Here is a 17232-nt window from a genome sequence, read left to right on the forward strand (position 1 = left end):
GAAGAACCTTCACAAGATTCTTCTTTTCAAAATGAACGATTTCTGACTAGAACCCCAAACCATTTTCTTCAATGTAAAATTGATACTCTTCTAGCTCATCTTCACTTAACTTCTTATTATTCTCATATACTTCTTGCCACTCGAAATAATCTTTATCGAAATAAACAGCAAATTTAATTTTCACGTTTTTCTTCTCTTCATAATCATAACCAGTAAACTCTACTACATCATAATCTTGTTCTTTCTTCACAAACTTCCAAGTTGGATTATCCGTCATAATCTCTAAAGTAACACCTTCACTACTTGAACGAACGACATTTTTAATATTCGGCTCAGTTGGTAAAAGTGAAAATCCAAACATGGATCCACCAAATACTATCATCACTATAACTTGTAAACCAATCATGCCAGCAAAACTAGCGCTGCCCTTTGATTGTAAGTAATACGCCTTCTCATGATCAGGCACATCTTCTCCCTTATGTAGAACACGAACGGCATGCTTATAATATAAACGATTTCCTTGCCATCCAGTAAATATCATCGTTCCTAACTGAAGAACTAAACTACATGTTAAATAAATCCCATCTGGAATATCTATAAAAGGAGTTACAACGATACTAGGTATCGCCAATAACGTAAGTATAATAAACAACTTATACATTTTACGATAAGCTAACCAAAAAGTTGGAAAGAAAAAGGCTACCCAATTCCACGTATTCCCTTGCGCTGGATTTTCTACTTTGCCCCACTTAAAGTCATAATAAGCCGTATTCTTTTGAACAACTTTATGTAACTCTTGCGGAGAAATTATTTCTTGTAAAACAGTGTCCTTCACGTACATCATCCTTTTCTTATTTCTACACAAATGTATTTTATAGAAATAAAAAGAAGGAATCTAACAAAAAGTACATATATTTTATAAAAATGAACGGAAATCGAATATATTCCGACAATTACCCATTTATTATTTCATTTTACTTTTAAATATATTAGAATACTTATGAATGATACGTTTAATACACTAAGTTAAGCATTTTGTATATTCATAAAAAAGATGCCTCAAAATCATTTTGAAGCACCTTACTAACTTTTTACTATTTCAAACTATCCTTCACTTTCTCAATAACAACTTCTATACGTTCCGCTATACATTCCGACTCCCAATCTCCCTCACCATGCATAGCTGTATAAACCGGACAATTTTCATCATTACTATCTACAAAGATTGGATCCCCAAGATATGAATCTAGTCCAATTACAATCCATCCTTCTTTCCAACCTCCTTCTTCATTCCCGATTAAACTTTGCCCTTCATCATCAACGCTATAACCAAGTTGTCCTTCTTCTATCTCTTCACTATTAAATAGTTCTATTGTCATTGGTTCAAATTCATACTCTAACTCAATTTTATTATCCTCAGCACGATCTACATATGCTAAAAGTTGTTTAATTTTATTGTGGTTAATCATAATATTTTCTCCATTCTCTCTTGAAAAATCTAGCTTTAGTCATACTATAATATATAAAATAAAGTTCATAACACTACTATTTCAGGTGATTAAATATGAAGTATATAGTTAGGTCAAAAGTTGTTTTTTCACAAAACTTCACTACGTTCATTGTTCTCACTAGAGGAGGGCATCATGATACAAAATTTCATTTCAAGTTTGCACACTACTTTAAAACCACTTGGATTTAAGAAGAAAAGACATACATTTTTTAAAGCTGATAATGGATTTTATAAACTTATCAATATACAAAAAAGCCAGTTTGGAGATGAATTCTATATAAATATAGGAGTTCACCCTATCGGTCTCCCACAGCTTATAACGGACCAGTTACTAATTAAAGAAAACAGTTCAATATTCGATTGCATTCTACAAACGCGAATAGAGCCTATACATATGAAACAGAACCGGTTATTACATAATGTTTCACATGAAACTATCGAAATTCCGAATTGTCTTTCTACCATTTTCGACTGGTTTCAAGTGTGGGCGTCTTATAAGAATTTAGCAAAAACAAATATACACTCTATTACTCCGGTACTAGTTGTCGTTCCAATGTTACAAGAAAAAGCGTTTCTGCTTCTCACTTGTTTCTCTTTCTACAACTTAAAACAGTACGATCAAGCTAACCGCTACTTACAGCAATATTTGCATTGTGCTGTGTATCTTAATACCGAGAAAGAAGAGCAAGTTTTCTTTCGTGAAGTTGATATGTATATGAAAAAACTAGTAGAAGGTACAATGCGAAATTACATTGTACCTTCTACTAGCGCTTTATATTCCTCTTGTAACTTTTCAAATTGCTCTTCATACTTTTGTATCTTTACCGTATCCGTTTTCGAATTAAGGAGTGGTCTTCTTCTCCCAATCACCATTATATTTTTTCCTTCTATTGCATCGTTCATATATACGTATGGTTTGAAAAATTCACATTCCGTATATGGCAATGCTACAGATAATTTTGCATACTCTTCCACCTTAAATTGATTAGATAAACTTAACTCCCGTAAATTTTTTAATTGGATTAAAGGTTCTAACGAATCATCTTTAACCTTTAAGTTCATAAGAGTAAGTTTTTTTAAATGCTGTAATGCAGCGAGTGGTTGTAAAGTTTGTACTTTCATCGCTGTATTTATCCCACCGCCCATGTAAAAGGTATTGAGTTGCGGACACTTACTTAAAGCACTTAAATCTTCTAGCTTAGAAAAATCATCAATTAGTAAGGATTTGAGTTTTTTATTATACGCGATATCCCATAACGTCTTCGCTTTTGTATTCCAGCACATATACAACTGTTGTAAATCTGATAACTTCTGAAGGCCACTTAAATCCTCTACCCGCATTTCGTAAACATATAATATATCGGGACGAGCATACGAAAGAATATGTTCAAACTGTTTTTGATTTACTGCGAAAATCCATAATTTCTTAACTTGTAAAAATGCTAGTCGTTCTATATTTTTTGTTTTCCCCTCAATCGCTAATTCTTCTAAATTAGCAGTCACATTTTCCAAGTCTTTTATAATCCTCGGCTGCTCACCAATCGGAAACATTTTATCCCTCTCCTACAACTCCCAAGTAATATTCATCTCTTCAAACAAACCCTTACTAACTTCCAATCCTTCACTATCATCCGTTCCGATCATCACCACTTCTTCTTTAGACAACATCATTTCCTCGTTTGGATTTTTGATTTTTCTCTCATACACGAGTTGTAAAAGCTCTATTTGCTCTTCTGTCAGCTCATATTCTTCTTCTAATCTTTCTATTGCTGATTGCAGATTAAGTAGTGGGATTTCTAATAAGAATCCGCCATGCTCTTCCATCTCTTCAAATGAATCAATTGAATACGCACCGCTCTCCTCAATCCAAAACGCTGCTGTAATGAACGGCACTGTTTCGCCCCCCACTTCTTCTAATACGTATTGAAGTGCTTCTTCTTTCGCAATGTCTATCACTTCCGAAGGTGCCCCTTCAAAATAATTTGCCGCATCAATCCATTCATCAATTCTTTCACTATTCACATCTTGCAGGCATACGATCGTATAATCCGGATAAAACGTAATTGTCCCTCTTCCGCCTTGACTATCTTGCATATTATAGTTCAATCCATCCCATGAACTTTCATGCGAGAAATCAGGAGCACGTGCTACAAAAATTGCAGCTGCAATCGACTTTAAGATGCAACCTTTCCATAGTTGTTCTTTATTTATATGTAATTTATATTTACTCATTATCTTCCCCCATACACATATTTTTTCTATTATCTTTCCTCTACATCATACTTGTAAAGCCTTTTCTACCTACTACAAAATACGAAAGACGCCCTTTTCAAAAAGGCGTCTTTTTACAGTTGAAAATTTACTAATATAAAAAATGCATTATTTAATAAATGAATCCCCCATGGGACGAGTAAGTTATTTGTTTTCTTATACGTATAGGCTAAACATACACCTATACCAAAAATGTATAAAATACTACCTACTGTAAGGGGGTGACCTAAAGTAAATATAAAAGCACTTATAACAATACTAATAAGTGTAGAAAAGCGCTGAGATAATTTTGTGAAAAACATCCCCCGAAATAAAAGTTCTTCCCAAATCGGTGCAAAAATCGTGAGTACAACTACGTATAAAATGATTTCACTTATAGTAGGCTCTATTACTCTATTAGACTCATCCACACCAAGTCCATGTGGTAAAACTAAATTTAATACCGCAAGATATATAAGTAGTACGATCATTGTTATTACTATCGTTACATAATGTTTTAAATTGTTAAATTGCATTGATTTTAATAACTGTAAACAGTAATTTCTTGCTGGTGAATATATTGAAATAATAGTAAGAAATGTTAAAGGCGGAATAAGATGATCTACATACCATGGATATAAGGAAGAGTCATATAAAAGGTTCAAAAGGCCCACTCCATACATGACCCCCAAAATAATTATTATCATACTAATTACTTCGCGCATACTCATTTGTACATTTTTTTCTTTATATGTAACTAATTCCGTGTCCATCATATCCCCTCCAGTATAATCAAACCTTTTAATCCATTATATACCAATTTTAACAAAAAAACAGACGATACAATCTACTGTATCGTCTGTTTTTCCCTACCAGTTCTCTCTACATGTTTCAATTAAATGCAGTAAGTACCTCTTCGTCATATCAGCCCTTCTCCACCTTGAGAGCATTCGCTTTTCTTTTGGATTCTGCCGTATTCTCGCTACTTCTTTTAACAAAATCTCCCATTCTTCCCCTGAACATTCTAACAAATATTGCAATCCTCTATCTTTTGAAACGATTGTTTTATGATCCAGTGTATATAAAATACGTCCCATTGTAACGACAGCTGATTCTACCCACTCTTCTATAAAAAATAAATATGGTTGCTGCGCTTTTGCACTCCAGTACTGTTCTACGTTGTATTTCATCGTATTTACTACATCGTCCCACCTTATTTGAAACGGAAGATCTTCCGCTTCTTTCCCGGTAACTGTAATACCTTGATTTTTCAGTGTCCACCATGTGACCGCATTAATATCCCAATGACCTATATTTGCTTTACCATCTGCACAATACACGTACTCATTCATTTCATCATTGTATTTTCCTAAATCAGCAAGCGGAATATACATACCATCCATTCTTTTACCTAACGTACTATCACTTAGTTTCTTATGCAGTTCTACAAGTTGCTGTTTTTCAGCTTCATTCACAGAATCACTTATTACCGTAACAAAATCAACATCGCTCGTTTCTGCATGAAATGCACCGAGTGCGATGGAGCCGTAAATATATACCCCGACTATTTTTTCATCTAAAAAAATTTCTTTTAATTCTACTGTGTACCGCTCCATTAACTGTCGTACTTCTGTTGGTAACGCACGCTTCACTCCATTTTTCACATCTATCCCTCCAATAAAAAAGAGCCTTTGCGAATTCGCAAAGGCTTCCTGCTTTATAAATATTTCTCGATTTCTTCGTAAACATCCTTCAAACGAGGATTTCCTTCTCCAACAATTTCTCCATTTACAATAACGACTGGATAAAATAGATCTTCCTCCACTACGCGCTCTGCGAATGCTTTTTTATCTTCATCTTCTTGTTTTTCTTGGAAATCAATATACTCGAAATTAAATTTATTTTCTTGTCCTTCATATTTACGCCCAATTGCCGCTTGTAACCATTCAAACGTTTCTGTTGAAGATGGCATTCCAACGCAGCTTGCACAAATTACTTTCGTCCCATACACTTGCACATTAACCATTTCTTCTCCCCCGCTTCTTGTTTCAACAGTATATTCAGATGTCTTAGTGCATAAGCACATCATTTTACAAACTTATTCCATACCCCTATACTGAAAAAACACGTTATAAACATGATAAAAAATTTCGACATTAAAACAAGAACAGAAAAAATAGATTTTCCCCTCTATCTTGATTATAATAAAACTGATGAAAGGAGTCGATAAAAATGGAAAACCCACATATGCAAGAACAAGTACTAGAAGTACTAGATAAATTACGTCCATTCTTACTTCGCGATGGCGGAGACGTTGAATTAGTAGACATTGAAGAAGGTATCGTAAAACTACGCCTTATGGGTGCATGCGGAAGCTGCCCAAGTTCTACAATCACACTAAAAGCTGGTATCGAGCGCGCATTACTTGAAGAAGTACCAGGCGTTATTGAAGTAGAACAAGTATTTTAATTAAAAGCAGAAGCGGCTCGTTCAGAACAGGAGGTCATTGGAGCTCCTGACGAAGAGGCGCTTTTTGCCTCACAGGAAGGCGCGAAATGGCCGACTGTTCTAGCCGCTGGAGCTGGATAACATCTAAAAGCGGAAGCGGCTCGTTCAGAGCCGCTTCCTAAAAAGAGAGCCCAATGGGTCCATATCATGCAATTTATATTCATCCCTTAATACTTTTGGGAATATTACAGAGTAAATTGCCCCTGTTAAAAACATAAAAGAACCCAAGAAACTGTTACATCAGCTGCTTGGGTTCTTTTATGTTTTTAAGTTGATGTGCATATGGTAGTTTACTCTCGAAACTTCTAACACTTTTTCTTTTTAGCCGCCGCTATTTCTTGCTGTGCCGAAACGCTAGTACGCTTTGCATCTTGGATTTCTCTGACCATTTTCATAAGATTATCATCCCTTAGTTCTAGCCTTTTTTCTATTCTTTCCTCACGTTCCTTACGATCCTTCATATCGTTCTCAATTAATTTATTCCTTTGATCAATGCGGTCACCTAATCTTTGTTCCATTTCTAATAAGTTTGCTTGCTGCACCTTATTAATTTCTTCTATCATAGCGCTATATTGTTGTTGAAATTGAATTTGATATGGCAATGAATCTGATTCCTCAGCACCTTCTTTTTTGTTATCTATCCCAAATTGTTGAACAATCATTTTTGCTGATTTCTCCAATGTCATGCCATCTTCTCTACTCAACTCTACTAATTTTCCAATGAGAAATACATCAAAATCAGTGTATTCCCTTCTCCCTCTACTATTCTTTTTCACTACATAACCTTCACGTTCCAGGACATCCGAATATTTTCTAAGAGTGCTGCCACTCACTCCTAAGCGACCATAAACTTCATTAGCGTTATATAATATTTCTGTATCTGACATAGCGCTACGCACCTCCTATAAGGAGAATTCCATATCAATAGAGTAATACCTTTTAAAATCCATCAACGAAGCTCGTACGGTCTTTGCTGTATTTTGTCAGATTAGTAGATTGTATTTATATGTTACCTTTAAAAGAAATTTATAATAGAATTTTTTGTGATTTTTTCTATTGGATTGTTTATGTTTAATTTCACAAAGAAAGATTAATTGTTTCACTTCTATATTTACCATTTCTTTACATAAACAAAATAATATTATACGAGGAATTATACATTATTAATTGAATATATTTATCGATGTTGGCAAAAATTTGAAATTGGAGGATGAAAATTAATGTTTAAAAAAGCAATACTCATTTCTACTACAGTTTTAGGTTTTATGCATTTTATACCGGGGGCTGATGCTTTCGCTAAAGAATCAGCTTCAACACAAAATTTAAAGGTTTCAAGCACACAATCTACTTTGGATAAACAAACGTTGACATCTATCAATGAAGTTTTAGAAGAACAAAACATCAATTGGGAAGAAATAGAAAAAATCCATGCTATCGCTAACAAATCCCTTACATTGGTAGGTGGGAATAAGTATCTCTTTGATTCTTCAAAGGCACTTGAATTAGGGCTTACCCCAGAACAAACAACAAATTTAAAAAATGGATATGAAAATTTAAGTTCATCAGAAGTTAAAGCGTTTGAAAAGATAAAAAAAGATAAAGTTGAATTTCCAGGACCAGATCCGATCAATACGGCTCTTCCTGTTATTATTACAGTAGGGGCTCTTATAGATGCACTTTTAGCTATAGGAGCTGCTTGGTTAGTAACAATAATATTGGAATTAGGGGCATATTTAGCTTGTAAAAGATGGAAATATAGCTCTAAGACACCTAAAATTTTTACAGCTTTTTGTGATATGAAGGGGTGGTAATTTGAATTTCGCAAATATATTTATGATTTCGATTATAACTCTTATCGGTTATAAGATCTCAGAGTTGTTACTGTTAATGATATTGATGAAAAATATTGAAAAGATAAAACAACGAAAAAAAGGTTTTATCTATGAACTTGCAAAAATGAAATTAGGAGAAAAATTTAGTCATTTATAATTTATTAGATTGATTACCATTTTATTTTGCACCTAAAATGAATGATTGTACTTTGAATGGTCTCTCAGCTTGCCTGAGGGACCTTTTTCGTTTGATATTATGCGATATGTAGCTTTCTCTTTTTGATAGACTTGTGTATTCCAGCGAATACGTGACACATAAAATGCTTTTCAATCCGCAATTTTTTCTAAATCATAAATAGAAAAATAGCCAAGATCACGAAGAGAAAGTTCCCCTGGCCCTAATGTTTGCGTATGTTCCTGTCCATAACGGCAATCGCTACTTGTTCCATCTCTTACAGCTGTTTCTAAAAATTCTCCAGAAATCAATTCATACTCTAATTGAATTTTCACGCCAGCTTCTGAACCACCTCCTCCTATTCCTTTGTAAGAAGATGCATATTGAGCTGGAAGCTGAAATGCTGTTGAATCTAGTATACGGATACGTGTAAAGCGGTTAGATAAAGGAGTCATTGGAGAAAACTTCTTTCGAAATACTTGTAAAAACAATTCCTTTAAGAATTGTACAGTCTGTGCATTAAATCGTTCGTTCAGACCTTGACTAGATAATTGGATTCCCGTAGCTCTAGTTAGTTTCGAACATAAACTAACTAGGGATTCGGTCCCAATTGCTTGGCTGAGAAACACGCATAATGAAACGAGGTCTTGTACTCTACACTTTCGTTTTCGGCGAATCATTCCAGTTTTAACTGCCAGTAGTTGTAAGTGGTGAATCAAAAATTTACTTTTAAATTCTTCACCTAGTAAACGTAACTCTTCTTGTGTAACATCATTAATTTTAGACATAAAATGGGTCTCTTTTTTTATTCAAACAACACTTCTCCTTTAACATCATAAAACAAAATTGGAAATCCTTCCCCAAAAATGAGATAATTAATACTATAGAATCGTTCACACATATAAAAGTAAAAAGACATAGGGGGACGACAAATGCCAAAAATGGGGAACACTTTTTTAACAATTCAGGAACTAGAAAAGAAAAAAGAGTATTTATTAGACCTTTCATCCGTTATACCAACATGGAATACGAGTTATCAATTTTTATTTAAAGAAATCCAGCAAGAATTATTGGGTAAAGTAAATGAAAAACTCGAAAGACATCAATTCGTTTTAAATATATGTACAGATCAGCAGGTAGGGGCATAATGTATTACATAAAATTGTGGTATAAAAAAGAGACCCCAGCGGTCTCTTTTTTATACTTTTAAGATAGCCAATCTAATTTTCTAATCCCAAGCTTATCTACTGGTAAACGAAGTGAGCCATAAAAATGCTTCATAAATTGCTCTGAGCGGTTCACATCGTGTAAAATGGCTTCTAAGCGATCTCTATATATGCTTTTTTGTTCTTCGTTTCCAGTTTGGTAATATCGTTCGACCGTTTCAAAATAGTGAAGCGGGAACAAGAGCCTTGCAAATAATAAGCGCCAACCAAATGAGGATAGCGAATAATTACGTTCATAATCTGTAACAAATTGAACAATTGTTTGCTCCCAGTCTTTCTTTTTTTCTATCGTCATATGGCGGATCCATTCTGCAATATCTCGACTCGGGTGATCATACACCCAATCAAAAGGAAGTTTGAGCCGCTTCGTTTGATGCCATAATAAAGGTGTGAATCGTTCTTGACAAATTGTTGCTGCATCAGTTACTTGCGGCGTAGCATCCATCTCTGTATCTACAACATATTGGATTGCATTTTCTGCAACTCCTAAGTAATACGGGAAGGATTCAATAAACAATTGATCGAATACGTCTGTAGGGTGGTTCATCACTTGTGATTGCCAAAATTTCTCTAATTGATCGAGCCTTTTTTCCCATAACGCTTTCCATTCACCAATACGGCTTAATTGCTCAATTTCTTCTGGAAAGAATGCACCTCGTTTATGGAAGATAGAAAGCTCACTTCCTAATGATGTAGCATGTCGTTCTAACGCACGCATACCTTTTAATAAGCAGTAATTTTGTTCTTCTATCTCACTTACATAGTAGCCGTGTATAGTCGGAACGAAAGTCGCTACAGTTATATCCCCTTGCTGGTTCATATAATCACTGAGCTTTTTCATCTCTACAAGTACTTCTTCCTCCATTTCTCCAATTGGAACAAGTACATAAATTTTGTTGCGAATCCAAAAGCTTTTATAGGGGCCAAGGGGGATTAATTCTTTAACATGCATATGATAATGCTCATAAATATGATGAATCATCGCAGTCGCCACCTATGGTTTTTCTTTATATATATGAGCTTGTGCTCGCCTTTCATTCCTATGCACATGATAAAGCAACGAAACGTATACAAATACTAAAAAGAAAAAAAGGTGATAAACATGAAAGAATCAAATCAACTACAAGAAAGAGCATTACAACTATTACAAGAGCGCGGTGTAACAATTGACGATATTGCTGAACTTGTTCATTTTCTTCAAAAAAAATATCATCCAAATTTAGAGATGTCAGAATGCCGTTATAACGTTGAGCGTGTATTATCAAAACGTGAAGTACAAAACGCACTGATTACTGGTATCGAACTCGATGTCCTTGCTGAAAAAGGAATGTTAAGTGAGCCGTTACAAGATATCGTAAAACGTGATGAAGGCTTATACGGAATTGATGAAGTGATCGCACTTTCTATCGTTAATGTGTACGGCTCTATCGGTTTCACGAACTTTGGATATATCGATAAATTAAAACCTGGTATTTTAGAATTCTTAAATGATAAATCATCTGGAAAGGTACACACATTCCTTGATGATATCGTTGGCGGAATCGCTGCCGCTGCTTCAAGCCGTTTAGCGCACAGAGCTGAGCATTCGGAATAATAAAACATGAAAGACCGCCAGTTTCATACTGACGGTCTTTCATATTCCATAATCATAAATTCTCTTCCGCGGCTCAAAAAAGTAGACCCTTGCTGAAAACCTATGTTTTTATATAGCGTAATCGCTCGTGTATTAAATGTCGCTACACTAAGTCGAAACGTCTTCGGCTTATATTCTTTCGCTGCAAAGGTGATCCCAGCTTGAAAAAACATTTTCCCCAGCCCATTCCCTGTTAACGCTGGCTTCATGCCAAGTCCGATATCAATTACATCTTCTCCACCATATAAATGAGCATCTCTTCCTCCTGGCACTTGTGCATTTTCCCCAAAACAAAAATAACCAATAAACTCTCCATTATCGTCACAACAGCCATAATACGTCCCATCTAATAGTTCTTCTATTGCTTCTTCCTCTCCTGAAAAACTATACAAATCATAAGGTTCCTCATACGTCCACGTATTTATCTCATTTGCTTCTTCTACTGTTAACTTATGTATATCCACTTTCTCTTCCCCCTATTATATTTCTACTAACAATATTCGATATTCATCTTATAATTCATCTTTCTCAATATGTTTTTTAAATTTCTCGCTTTATTTTTATGGAAGATTTTCCTTATTATGTTACGATTAAACAGAATTATTTGAAATAAGGTGGTGACAATTTGAATTACTTTTCTTATCTCTCCTTAGAAGAACGTCAAAATTTTTTCTATAAAGAACCTCTTAGTTTTTCAAAAAGTATAGAGAAAGAGCAATTAGCGTACGCATTAGGGGCTACGCTATATACTCCTGGCACGAAAGAAACTATCGCGGAAGATATAATTAGAAAAAAACATGTGGAAGCTACCTCGATTATTCTTTGTCTAGAAGACTCTATCAGCGATAAGGAAGTAAAACTTGCAGAGCAAAACATTGTCGTTCAAATACAGCAAATCGCCAACTTAGTCAGTGCCAACATACTAAATCAAGCAGATCTCCCACTTCTTTTTATTAGAGTTCGACAGCCCAGTCAAATGAAAACAATTGTTACTGAATTAGGTAGTGCTGTTCATTGCTTATGTGGTTTTGTCTTTCCAAAATTCACACCCGTTAATGGAAAGACTTATATCAATCAGCTTGCATATATAAACGAGCTACATTCATTATCCCTTTATGGAATGCCGATTTTAGAATCACCAGAAATTATGTATAAAGAAACACGTGTAGAATCATTATTACAAATAAAAGATCTACTAGATTCCTATCGTGATTACATCTTAAATGTACGTATTGGCGCTACTGATTTTTCAAGTATATTTGGTATTCGGCGCAATAAATACACCCCTATCTATCATATTACTGTTGTTCGTGATTGTATTGCCGACATTATTAATATTTTCTCCAGAGCAAAAAATGAATATGTTATTTCAGGATGTGTATGGGAATATTTTTCTAATGATTACGAAGAAGGGCTCATTCAAGAGGTATCGCTTGACCATGCAAATGGATTAATTGGAAAGACAGTTATTCACCCATCTCATATTAGAGTTGTACAAGCAATGCACATTGTTACAATGGAAGATTATTTAGACGCAAGGTCAATTTTACAAAATGCAGATACGTATAACGGAGTGCTAAAAAGCAGTTTTGCTAACAAAATGAATGAAGTAAAGCCTCATTATAACTGGGCTCGCAAAACCATTTTAAAATCTAATATTTACGGGGTGCTACATGAAAACAAACAATTCACCGATCTCCTTATTACAAACGCAAAACAACACGTATAACGTTTTAAATAATATAAAGGTTCATGTAGAAGTACGTGATAATCCATATAACTTAGAATTAGACAATCTTTTTCAAATGGCAGCGAGGATAAATAAGAAGCGGAGTTTTTTATTTGTGAGTACAATTCTTGGAAAACATCTTTCTATTAAACCTGCAATCTCTCTAGCAAGTGGATTTGCTCTCGCTGCAAGATATATGGAAGTACTAGATAATGCTTTTCATCCGTTTCAAAAAGAAATTTTAAATCTTATTTCATTAGAAGTTGATGAAATTCCAGAAGAAGTATTTCATTATCAATATCCCTTGCAAGAAGAAGTGTTATTTATCGGATTTGCTGAAACAGCAACAGCACTTGGTCATTCTATGTTTCAATGCTTTCAAAATGCAAAGTATGTACATACAACTAGGGAATCGATACCCAACCTCGAATCTGTCATTACATTTGAGGAAGAACACTCCCATGCAACATCGCACCGTTGTTATGTGGATGAAAGCTTTTTTCAAAACAGCAATCCAATTGTTCTCGTAGATGATGAGATGACAACAGGAAAAACAGCATTAAATATTATTAGATCGATTCAAAATAAATTCCCACGAGAAGAATATATTATTGCTTCTTTATTAGACTGGCGTTCTAATACGAATAGAAGACAATTTAAACAATTAGAAGAAGAGCTTCAAATTAAGATTCATGTTATTTCTTTATTAGAAGGCAGTATTCATACAACTGGCCAACCATTGAATATTTCAAAAACAGATATTCAAATTGAAGAAACTAAACTTAATTTCAAAAAACATACCCTTACCTGCCCAACATTATCCTATACATCAAATTATATAAAATATACTGGGCGATTCGGCATTTCAGCATATGAACAAAAGCACATTCATTCTTTCGCTCAAGAAGCAGGAAGAACTTTAAATAGAGAAAGAATTGGAAAACGAACACTCTGTCTCGGAACAGGTGAATTTATGTATATTCCAATGAAAATTGCTGCTGAAATGGGTGAAAATATTTTATATCAATCTACAACACGAAGCCCTATCCACCCTGTTTCAAATGATGTGAACTACGCCATTCATAATCATTTCTCATATCCAAGTCCCGAAGATTCTACTATTACAAATTACTTTTATAATATTTCACCTCATGATTACGATGAAGTATTTGTTTTTATTGAACGTGATTTAGGAGAAGAAGCTCTATCTCCTCTTCTACAGCAGTTACAAACAGTTATTCCCTTTATTCATATCGTCTCATTTTCAAATAGCATAGAAAAGGAAGGTTGATAATTATGGTAAAAGTAAATTCTCATATTAGTAGTTATGATCCAAATGATGCTATTTTTCTATTAAAAGATATTAGTGATTTAATGAAAGAAAGTTCCACAGAAACTAGAGAACAAGCAATTCAAGCTGGCACACATTATTCCGAAATGTTACCAATAGAATATAAACCATCTAAAGCATATATGGATTTATTCTTTTCTTCCCTGCAACAATACAAACACAAACTAGCTATTGCTGTTGGAGTTGTCGCCGAACAAATTATACAGACTAAAGGAACTAACCTTGTCCTCGTTTCATTAGCTCGTGCTGGTACGCCTATTGGCATTCTTATAAAACGCTACATACGTTATCAATACAACCTTGATGTACCTCACTATTGTATTTCTATTGTTCGCGGACGCGGTATTGATGAAAATGCACTCCATTATATTTTGGAACATCACTCTAAAGAAACAATTCAATTCATTGATGGATGGACTGGGAAAGGTGCAATAAAAAAAGAATTAGAATATGCAGTACACACATTTAACGAACGAAATAATACACACATTTCTCATTGTATGGCTGTGCTTGCTGATCCCGGTTACTGTACTTCAATTTACGGTACGCGTGAAGATTTTCTTATTCCTAGCGCTTGCTTAAATGCAACTGTCTCTGGACTAATTAGCCGCACTGTACTAAATGACACCTATATCGGTCCAAATGATTTTCATGGTGTTAAATATTATAAAGAGCTAGAACAAGAAGATTTATCAAATTTCTTCATTGATGAGGTAACAGATTTATTCCCTTCTGTTCATTCTCATGTAGATAATCAATTACGTTATATTGCTTCAACTTACACGGATCCCTCTTGGCAAGGATTAAAAGATATACAGTCTATCCAAAATCATTTTAAAATTGACGATATTAACTTAATTAAACCAGGAGTCGGTGAAACAACTCGCGTATTACTCCGAAGAATACCGTGGAAAATTTTAATACGTAAGCAAAACAATCCCGATTTAAAGCATATTTTACTTCTTGCTAAAGAAAAGAATGTCCCTATTGAAATATATGAGAATATGGCTTATTCATGTTGTGGGCTCATTAAGCCTCTTAGGAGGGAAACGATATGATTTTCGCTAGTGATCTTGATCAGACGCTTATTTATTCCCGGAAATCGTTTCGTGCCCCTATAGAAGATGAATCAATTCAACTCATTGAAACTTTAGATGGGAAAGAAATTTCTTTCATATCACATAAAACCATTTCACTACTAAAAAAATTGCAACTGCACTCATATTTTATCCCAGTTACAACAAGAACGATTGAACAGTTTCAGCGTATTACTTTATTCCAAAATGAAATCATTCCCGAATATGCCATTACAAGTAACGGCGGTAATATCCTTCATGACGGCAAGCAAGATGTTACTTGGAACAAAGAAATAAAAAAAAGACTTTCAGTAGAATGTTTAGAGAGAAACGATATACTAAAGGAATTTGAACAAATCGCTCATAAAGATTGGGTTATATCACAAAAAACAGCTGATGATCTATTCCACTATTGCATCATTAAACGAGAGAACATTCCTTATGACGAATTAACATCCTTTATTTCTTGGTTAGACAAACAAGGCTGGGCCCATTCACTTCAAGGTAGAAAATTATATTTTGTACCGAAGCCTATTAACAAATGGGATGCTGTGCAATATATAAAAGAAGTGCTACAAATAGACACTATTATTACAGCTGGGGATTCTTTACTTGATTTATGCATGCTTGAAAAAGCTAACTATGCCTTCGCACCACTTCACGGTGAAGTAGGGGCAGCATATAATCACTTACAACCCCATGTTGTAAAAACAGATGCAATCGGCGTATATGCCGCAGAAGAAATCGTAAATAAATCACTTCAAATTATTCACAGTTCATTACCTACCTCCTAATCGAAATATGCACAATTGCATACGCACACCGATGAAACAAATGGTAAAATTTTATTTGAATCGCTGTTGCTACACTTCTTGATTAAAGAAAAGACGTTAAAACGGAAATTAGCGTCTTATCGAACTCAAGCAATTGGCACATTTTGTCATCATGAAAGACACTCAAAAGAGTGTCTTTGTTTTTATCTCACAAGGACTTACTCATTTCAAAATATACATACATAAAATAATGTAACTCTTTACACACATGAATCCTTTTCTCAAAGTTTTAAAGTAAACTCAAAATAAAAAAGCACTCTTCACTAGAGTGCTTTTTACTTTCAAATAAGGAGGTTACATAGTATGGATAGTACTCTCGTATTTAACTTCGGCATTGGTATTGTCATTATTTTATTTGTTTTCTTTGTTCTTTGTATGAGCGGGGTATAGAAAGGCGATTTTGGGCGTCTTTTTATACATACATATGTCTTCCTTGACTTCCGTAATACAAGTAACCATAATAGTTACATAATTTTAAAAAACTATTCACATATCCACAAATAGGAGGAAGAACAATGAAACATGTAATCGTTTATGCACACCCAAATACAGAAAGCTTCAACCATGCGATTTTAGAAACGGTAAAAAGTGAATTAGAAGAAAAAGGTCACGAAGTACGCGTTCGCGATCTCTACGAATTAAACTTCAATCCAGTATTAGGCGCTTCCGATTTCATCTCATTTTCTCAAGGAAACACACCAGAAGATATTAAAGAAGAACAAGAGCATATCGCTTGGGCTGATAGCATTACATTCATTTATCCAGTTTGGTGGGCAGGACTTCCTGCTATTTTAAAAGGATACGTTGACCGTGTATTTAGCCATGGCTTCGCTTATGCTTACGGTGAAAATGGTATTGAGAAGTTATTAAGCGGTAAAAAAGGCTTATTATTATCTACAATGGGAAATACGAAAGAGGCATACCTAGCCGGCGGTATGTTTGAAGCAATGAAGAAAACAGTAGATGTTGGTATCTTTGAATTTACAGGCATTGAAACAATTGAGCATACATTCTATACAAGCGTTCCTTCTGTGGATGATAGTGTGCGTAAACAATATCTTGAAGAAGTTAAAGATGTTGTGAATCGTGCATTTTAATAGAAAACTCCG

At 34.4% G+C, this 17232-nt stretch carries 20 protein-coding genes and 1 pseudogene; 10 read left to right on the forward strand and 11 right to left on the reverse strand.

Annotation, left to right across the window (positions count from 1 at the left end; translation table 11 throughout):
- Window positions 1-46 precede the first annotated feature (46 nt).
- Together KVT31_RS12855 and KVT31_RS12860 are read right to left on the reverse strand one after the other, a co-directional pair.
- A complete protein-coding gene (locus KVT31_RS12855) occupies window positions 47-841 on the reverse strand; it encodes a DUF2628 domain-containing protein (protein WP_088098247.1) in 795 nt (264 codons plus the stop codon).
- A gap of 253 nt (window positions 842-1094) precedes the next feature.
- On the reverse strand, window positions 1095-1469 hold the full coding sequence (locus KVT31_RS12860) for a hypothetical protein (protein WP_088098248.1): 375 nt from the start codon (window positions 1467-1469) through the stop codon (window positions 1095-1097).
- A gap of 174 nt (window positions 1470-1643) precedes the next feature.
- Here KVT31_RS12860 and KVT31_RS12865 point away from each other — a divergent pair.
- A pseudogene (locus KVT31_RS12865) lies at window positions 1644-2252 on the forward strand (DUF4304 domain-containing protein); the annotation flags it as partial.
- Window positions 2253-2257: 5 nt separating this feature from the next.
- Here the strand turns inward: KVT31_RS12865 and KVT31_RS12870 are convergent.
- The 5 genes from KVT31_RS12870 to KVT31_RS12890 all read right to left on the reverse strand — a co-directional run bounded on the left by KVT31_RS12870 (window position 2258) and on the right by KVT31_RS12890 (window position 5786).
- A complete protein-coding gene (locus tag KVT31_RS12870; RefSeq protein ID WP_088098249.1) occupies window positions 2258-3061 on the reverse strand; it encodes a leucine-rich repeat domain-containing protein in 804 nt (267 codons plus the stop codon).
- Window positions 3062-3073: 12 nt separating this feature from the next.
- The gene (locus KVT31_RS12875) at window positions 3074-3742 is read right to left on the reverse strand and encodes a hypothetical protein (protein WP_088098250.1); all 669 of its coding nucleotides are present in this window, start codon (window positions 3740-3742) and stop codon (window positions 3074-3076) included.
- Window positions 3743-3855: 113 nt separating this feature from the next.
- Window positions 3856-4533, reverse strand: a complete 678-nt coding sequence (locus KVT31_RS12880) for a CPBP family intramembrane glutamic endopeptidase (protein ID WP_088098251.1) — start codon at window positions 4531-4533, stop codon at window positions 3856-3858.
- A 96-nt stretch (window positions 4534-4629) separates the two neighbouring features.
- The gene (locus tag KVT31_RS12885) at window positions 4630-5424 is read right to left on the reverse strand and encodes a nucleotidyltransferase domain-containing protein (protein WP_088098252.1); all 795 of its coding nucleotides are present in this window, start codon (window positions 5422-5424) and stop codon (window positions 4630-4632) included.
- Between the two features lie 53 nt (window positions 5425-5477).
- Window positions 5478-5786 carry a YuzD family protein gene (locus tag KVT31_RS12890; protein WP_088098253.1) on the reverse strand — a complete coding sequence of 103 codons (309 nt, stop codon included), beginning with the start codon at window positions 5784-5786 and terminating at the stop codon, window positions 5478-5480.
- A gap of 206 nt (window positions 5787-5992) precedes the next feature.
- Between KVT31_RS12890 and KVT31_RS12895 the strand changes: the two genes are divergently transcribed.
- On the forward strand, window positions 5993-6229 hold the full coding sequence (locus KVT31_RS12895) for a NifU family protein (RefSeq protein WP_000431159.1): 237 nt from the start codon (window positions 5993-5995) through the stop codon (window positions 6227-6229).
- 344 nt (window positions 6230-6573) lie between these two features.
- Here KVT31_RS12895 and KVT31_RS12900 read toward each other — a convergent pair whose 3' ends face one another.
- A complete protein-coding gene (locus tag KVT31_RS12900; RefSeq protein WP_088098254.1) occupies window positions 6574-7155 on the reverse strand; it encodes a DUF3967 domain-containing protein in 582 nt (193 codons plus the stop codon).
- A gap of 333 nt (window positions 7156-7488) precedes the next feature.
- Between KVT31_RS12900 and KVT31_RS12905 the strand changes: the two genes are divergently transcribed.
- Window positions 7489-8079 carry a hypothetical protein gene (locus KVT31_RS12905; RefSeq protein WP_088098255.1) on the forward strand — a complete coding sequence of 197 codons (591 nt, stop codon included), beginning with the start codon at window positions 7489-7491 and terminating at the stop codon, window positions 8077-8079.
- Between the two features lie 348 nt (window positions 8080-8427).
- Here the strand turns inward: KVT31_RS12905 and KVT31_RS12910 are convergent, their stop codons facing one another.
- On the reverse strand, window positions 8428-9063 hold the full coding sequence (locus KVT31_RS12910; protein ID WP_249276728.1) for an IS4 family transposase: 636 nt from the start codon (window positions 9061-9063) through the stop codon (window positions 8428-8430).
- 144 nt (window positions 9064-9207) lie between these two features.
- Here KVT31_RS12910 and KVT31_RS12915 point away from each other — a divergent pair, with 144 nt between their 5' ends.
- Window positions 9208-9423, forward strand: a complete 216-nt coding sequence (locus KVT31_RS12915; RefSeq protein ID WP_088098256.1) for a carbonic anhydrase — start codon at window positions 9208-9210, stop codon at window positions 9421-9423.
- A 58-nt stretch (window positions 9424-9481) separates the two neighbouring features.
- Here KVT31_RS12915 and yutH read toward each other — a convergent pair whose 3' ends face one another.
- Complete coding sequence (yutH, locus tag KVT31_RS12920; protein ID WP_088098257.1) at window positions 9482-10483, reverse strand: spore coat putative kinase YutH; 1002 nt, start codon at window positions 10481-10483, stop codon at window positions 9482-9484.
- 120 nt (window positions 10484-10603) lie between these two features.
- Between yutH and KVT31_RS12925 the strand changes: the two genes are divergently transcribed.
- Window positions 10604-11095: a phosphatidylglycerophosphatase A family protein gene (locus KVT31_RS12925; protein WP_000665100.1), complete on the forward strand. Its 492-nt coding sequence runs from the start codon at window positions 10604-10606 to the stop codon at window positions 11093-11095.
- 23 nt (window positions 11096-11118) lie between these two features.
- Here the strand turns inward: KVT31_RS12925 and KVT31_RS12930 are convergent, their stop codons facing one another.
- Window positions 11119-11598: a GNAT family N-acetyltransferase gene (locus KVT31_RS12930; protein ID WP_088098258.1), complete on the reverse strand. Its 480-nt coding sequence runs from the start codon at window positions 11596-11598 to the stop codon at window positions 11119-11121.
- A gap of 161 nt (window positions 11599-11759) precedes the next feature.
- Here KVT31_RS12930 and KVT31_RS12935 point away from each other — a divergent pair, with 161 nt between their 5' ends.
- From KVT31_RS12935 to KVT31_RS12955, 5 genes are all read left to right on the forward strand, one after another.
- Window positions 11760-12863, forward strand: coding sequence for an HpcH/HpaI aldolase/citrate lyase family protein (locus KVT31_RS12935; protein WP_088098259.1), 1104 nt, complete (start codon window positions 11760-11762; stop codon window positions 12861-12863).
- Window positions 12808-14154, forward strand: coding sequence for a phosphoribosyltransferase family protein (locus KVT31_RS12940; RefSeq protein ID WP_088098260.1), 1347 nt, complete (start codon window positions 12808-12810; stop codon window positions 14152-14154). The genes KVT31_RS12935 and KVT31_RS12940 overlap by 56 nt, the downstream gene beginning before the upstream one ends.
- Window positions 14155-14159: 5 nt before the next feature.
- A complete protein-coding gene (locus KVT31_RS12945; protein WP_088098261.1) occupies window positions 14160-15272 on the forward strand; it encodes a cysteine protease StiP family protein in 1113 nt (370 codons plus the stop codon).
- Entirely contained in the window at window positions 15269-16084 is an 816-nt protein-coding gene (locus KVT31_RS12950; RefSeq protein ID WP_088098262.1) for an HAD family hydrolase, read from the forward strand. The genes KVT31_RS12945 and KVT31_RS12950 overlap by 4 nt, the downstream gene beginning before the upstream one ends.
- A 554-nt stretch (window positions 16085-16638) precedes the next feature.
- On the forward strand, window positions 16639-17220 hold the full coding sequence (locus KVT31_RS12955; RefSeq protein ID WP_088098263.1) for an NAD(P)H-dependent oxidoreductase: 582 nt from the start codon (window positions 16639-16641) through the stop codon (window positions 17218-17220).
- The last annotated feature ends 12 nt before the right edge of the window (window positions 17221-17232 follow it).

The sequence above is a fragment of the Bacillus sp. GbtcB14 genome (genome assembly GCF_019091205.1).
GTDB lineage: Bacteria > Bacillota > Bacilli > Bacillales > Bacillaceae_G > Bacillus_A > Bacillus_A cereus_AG.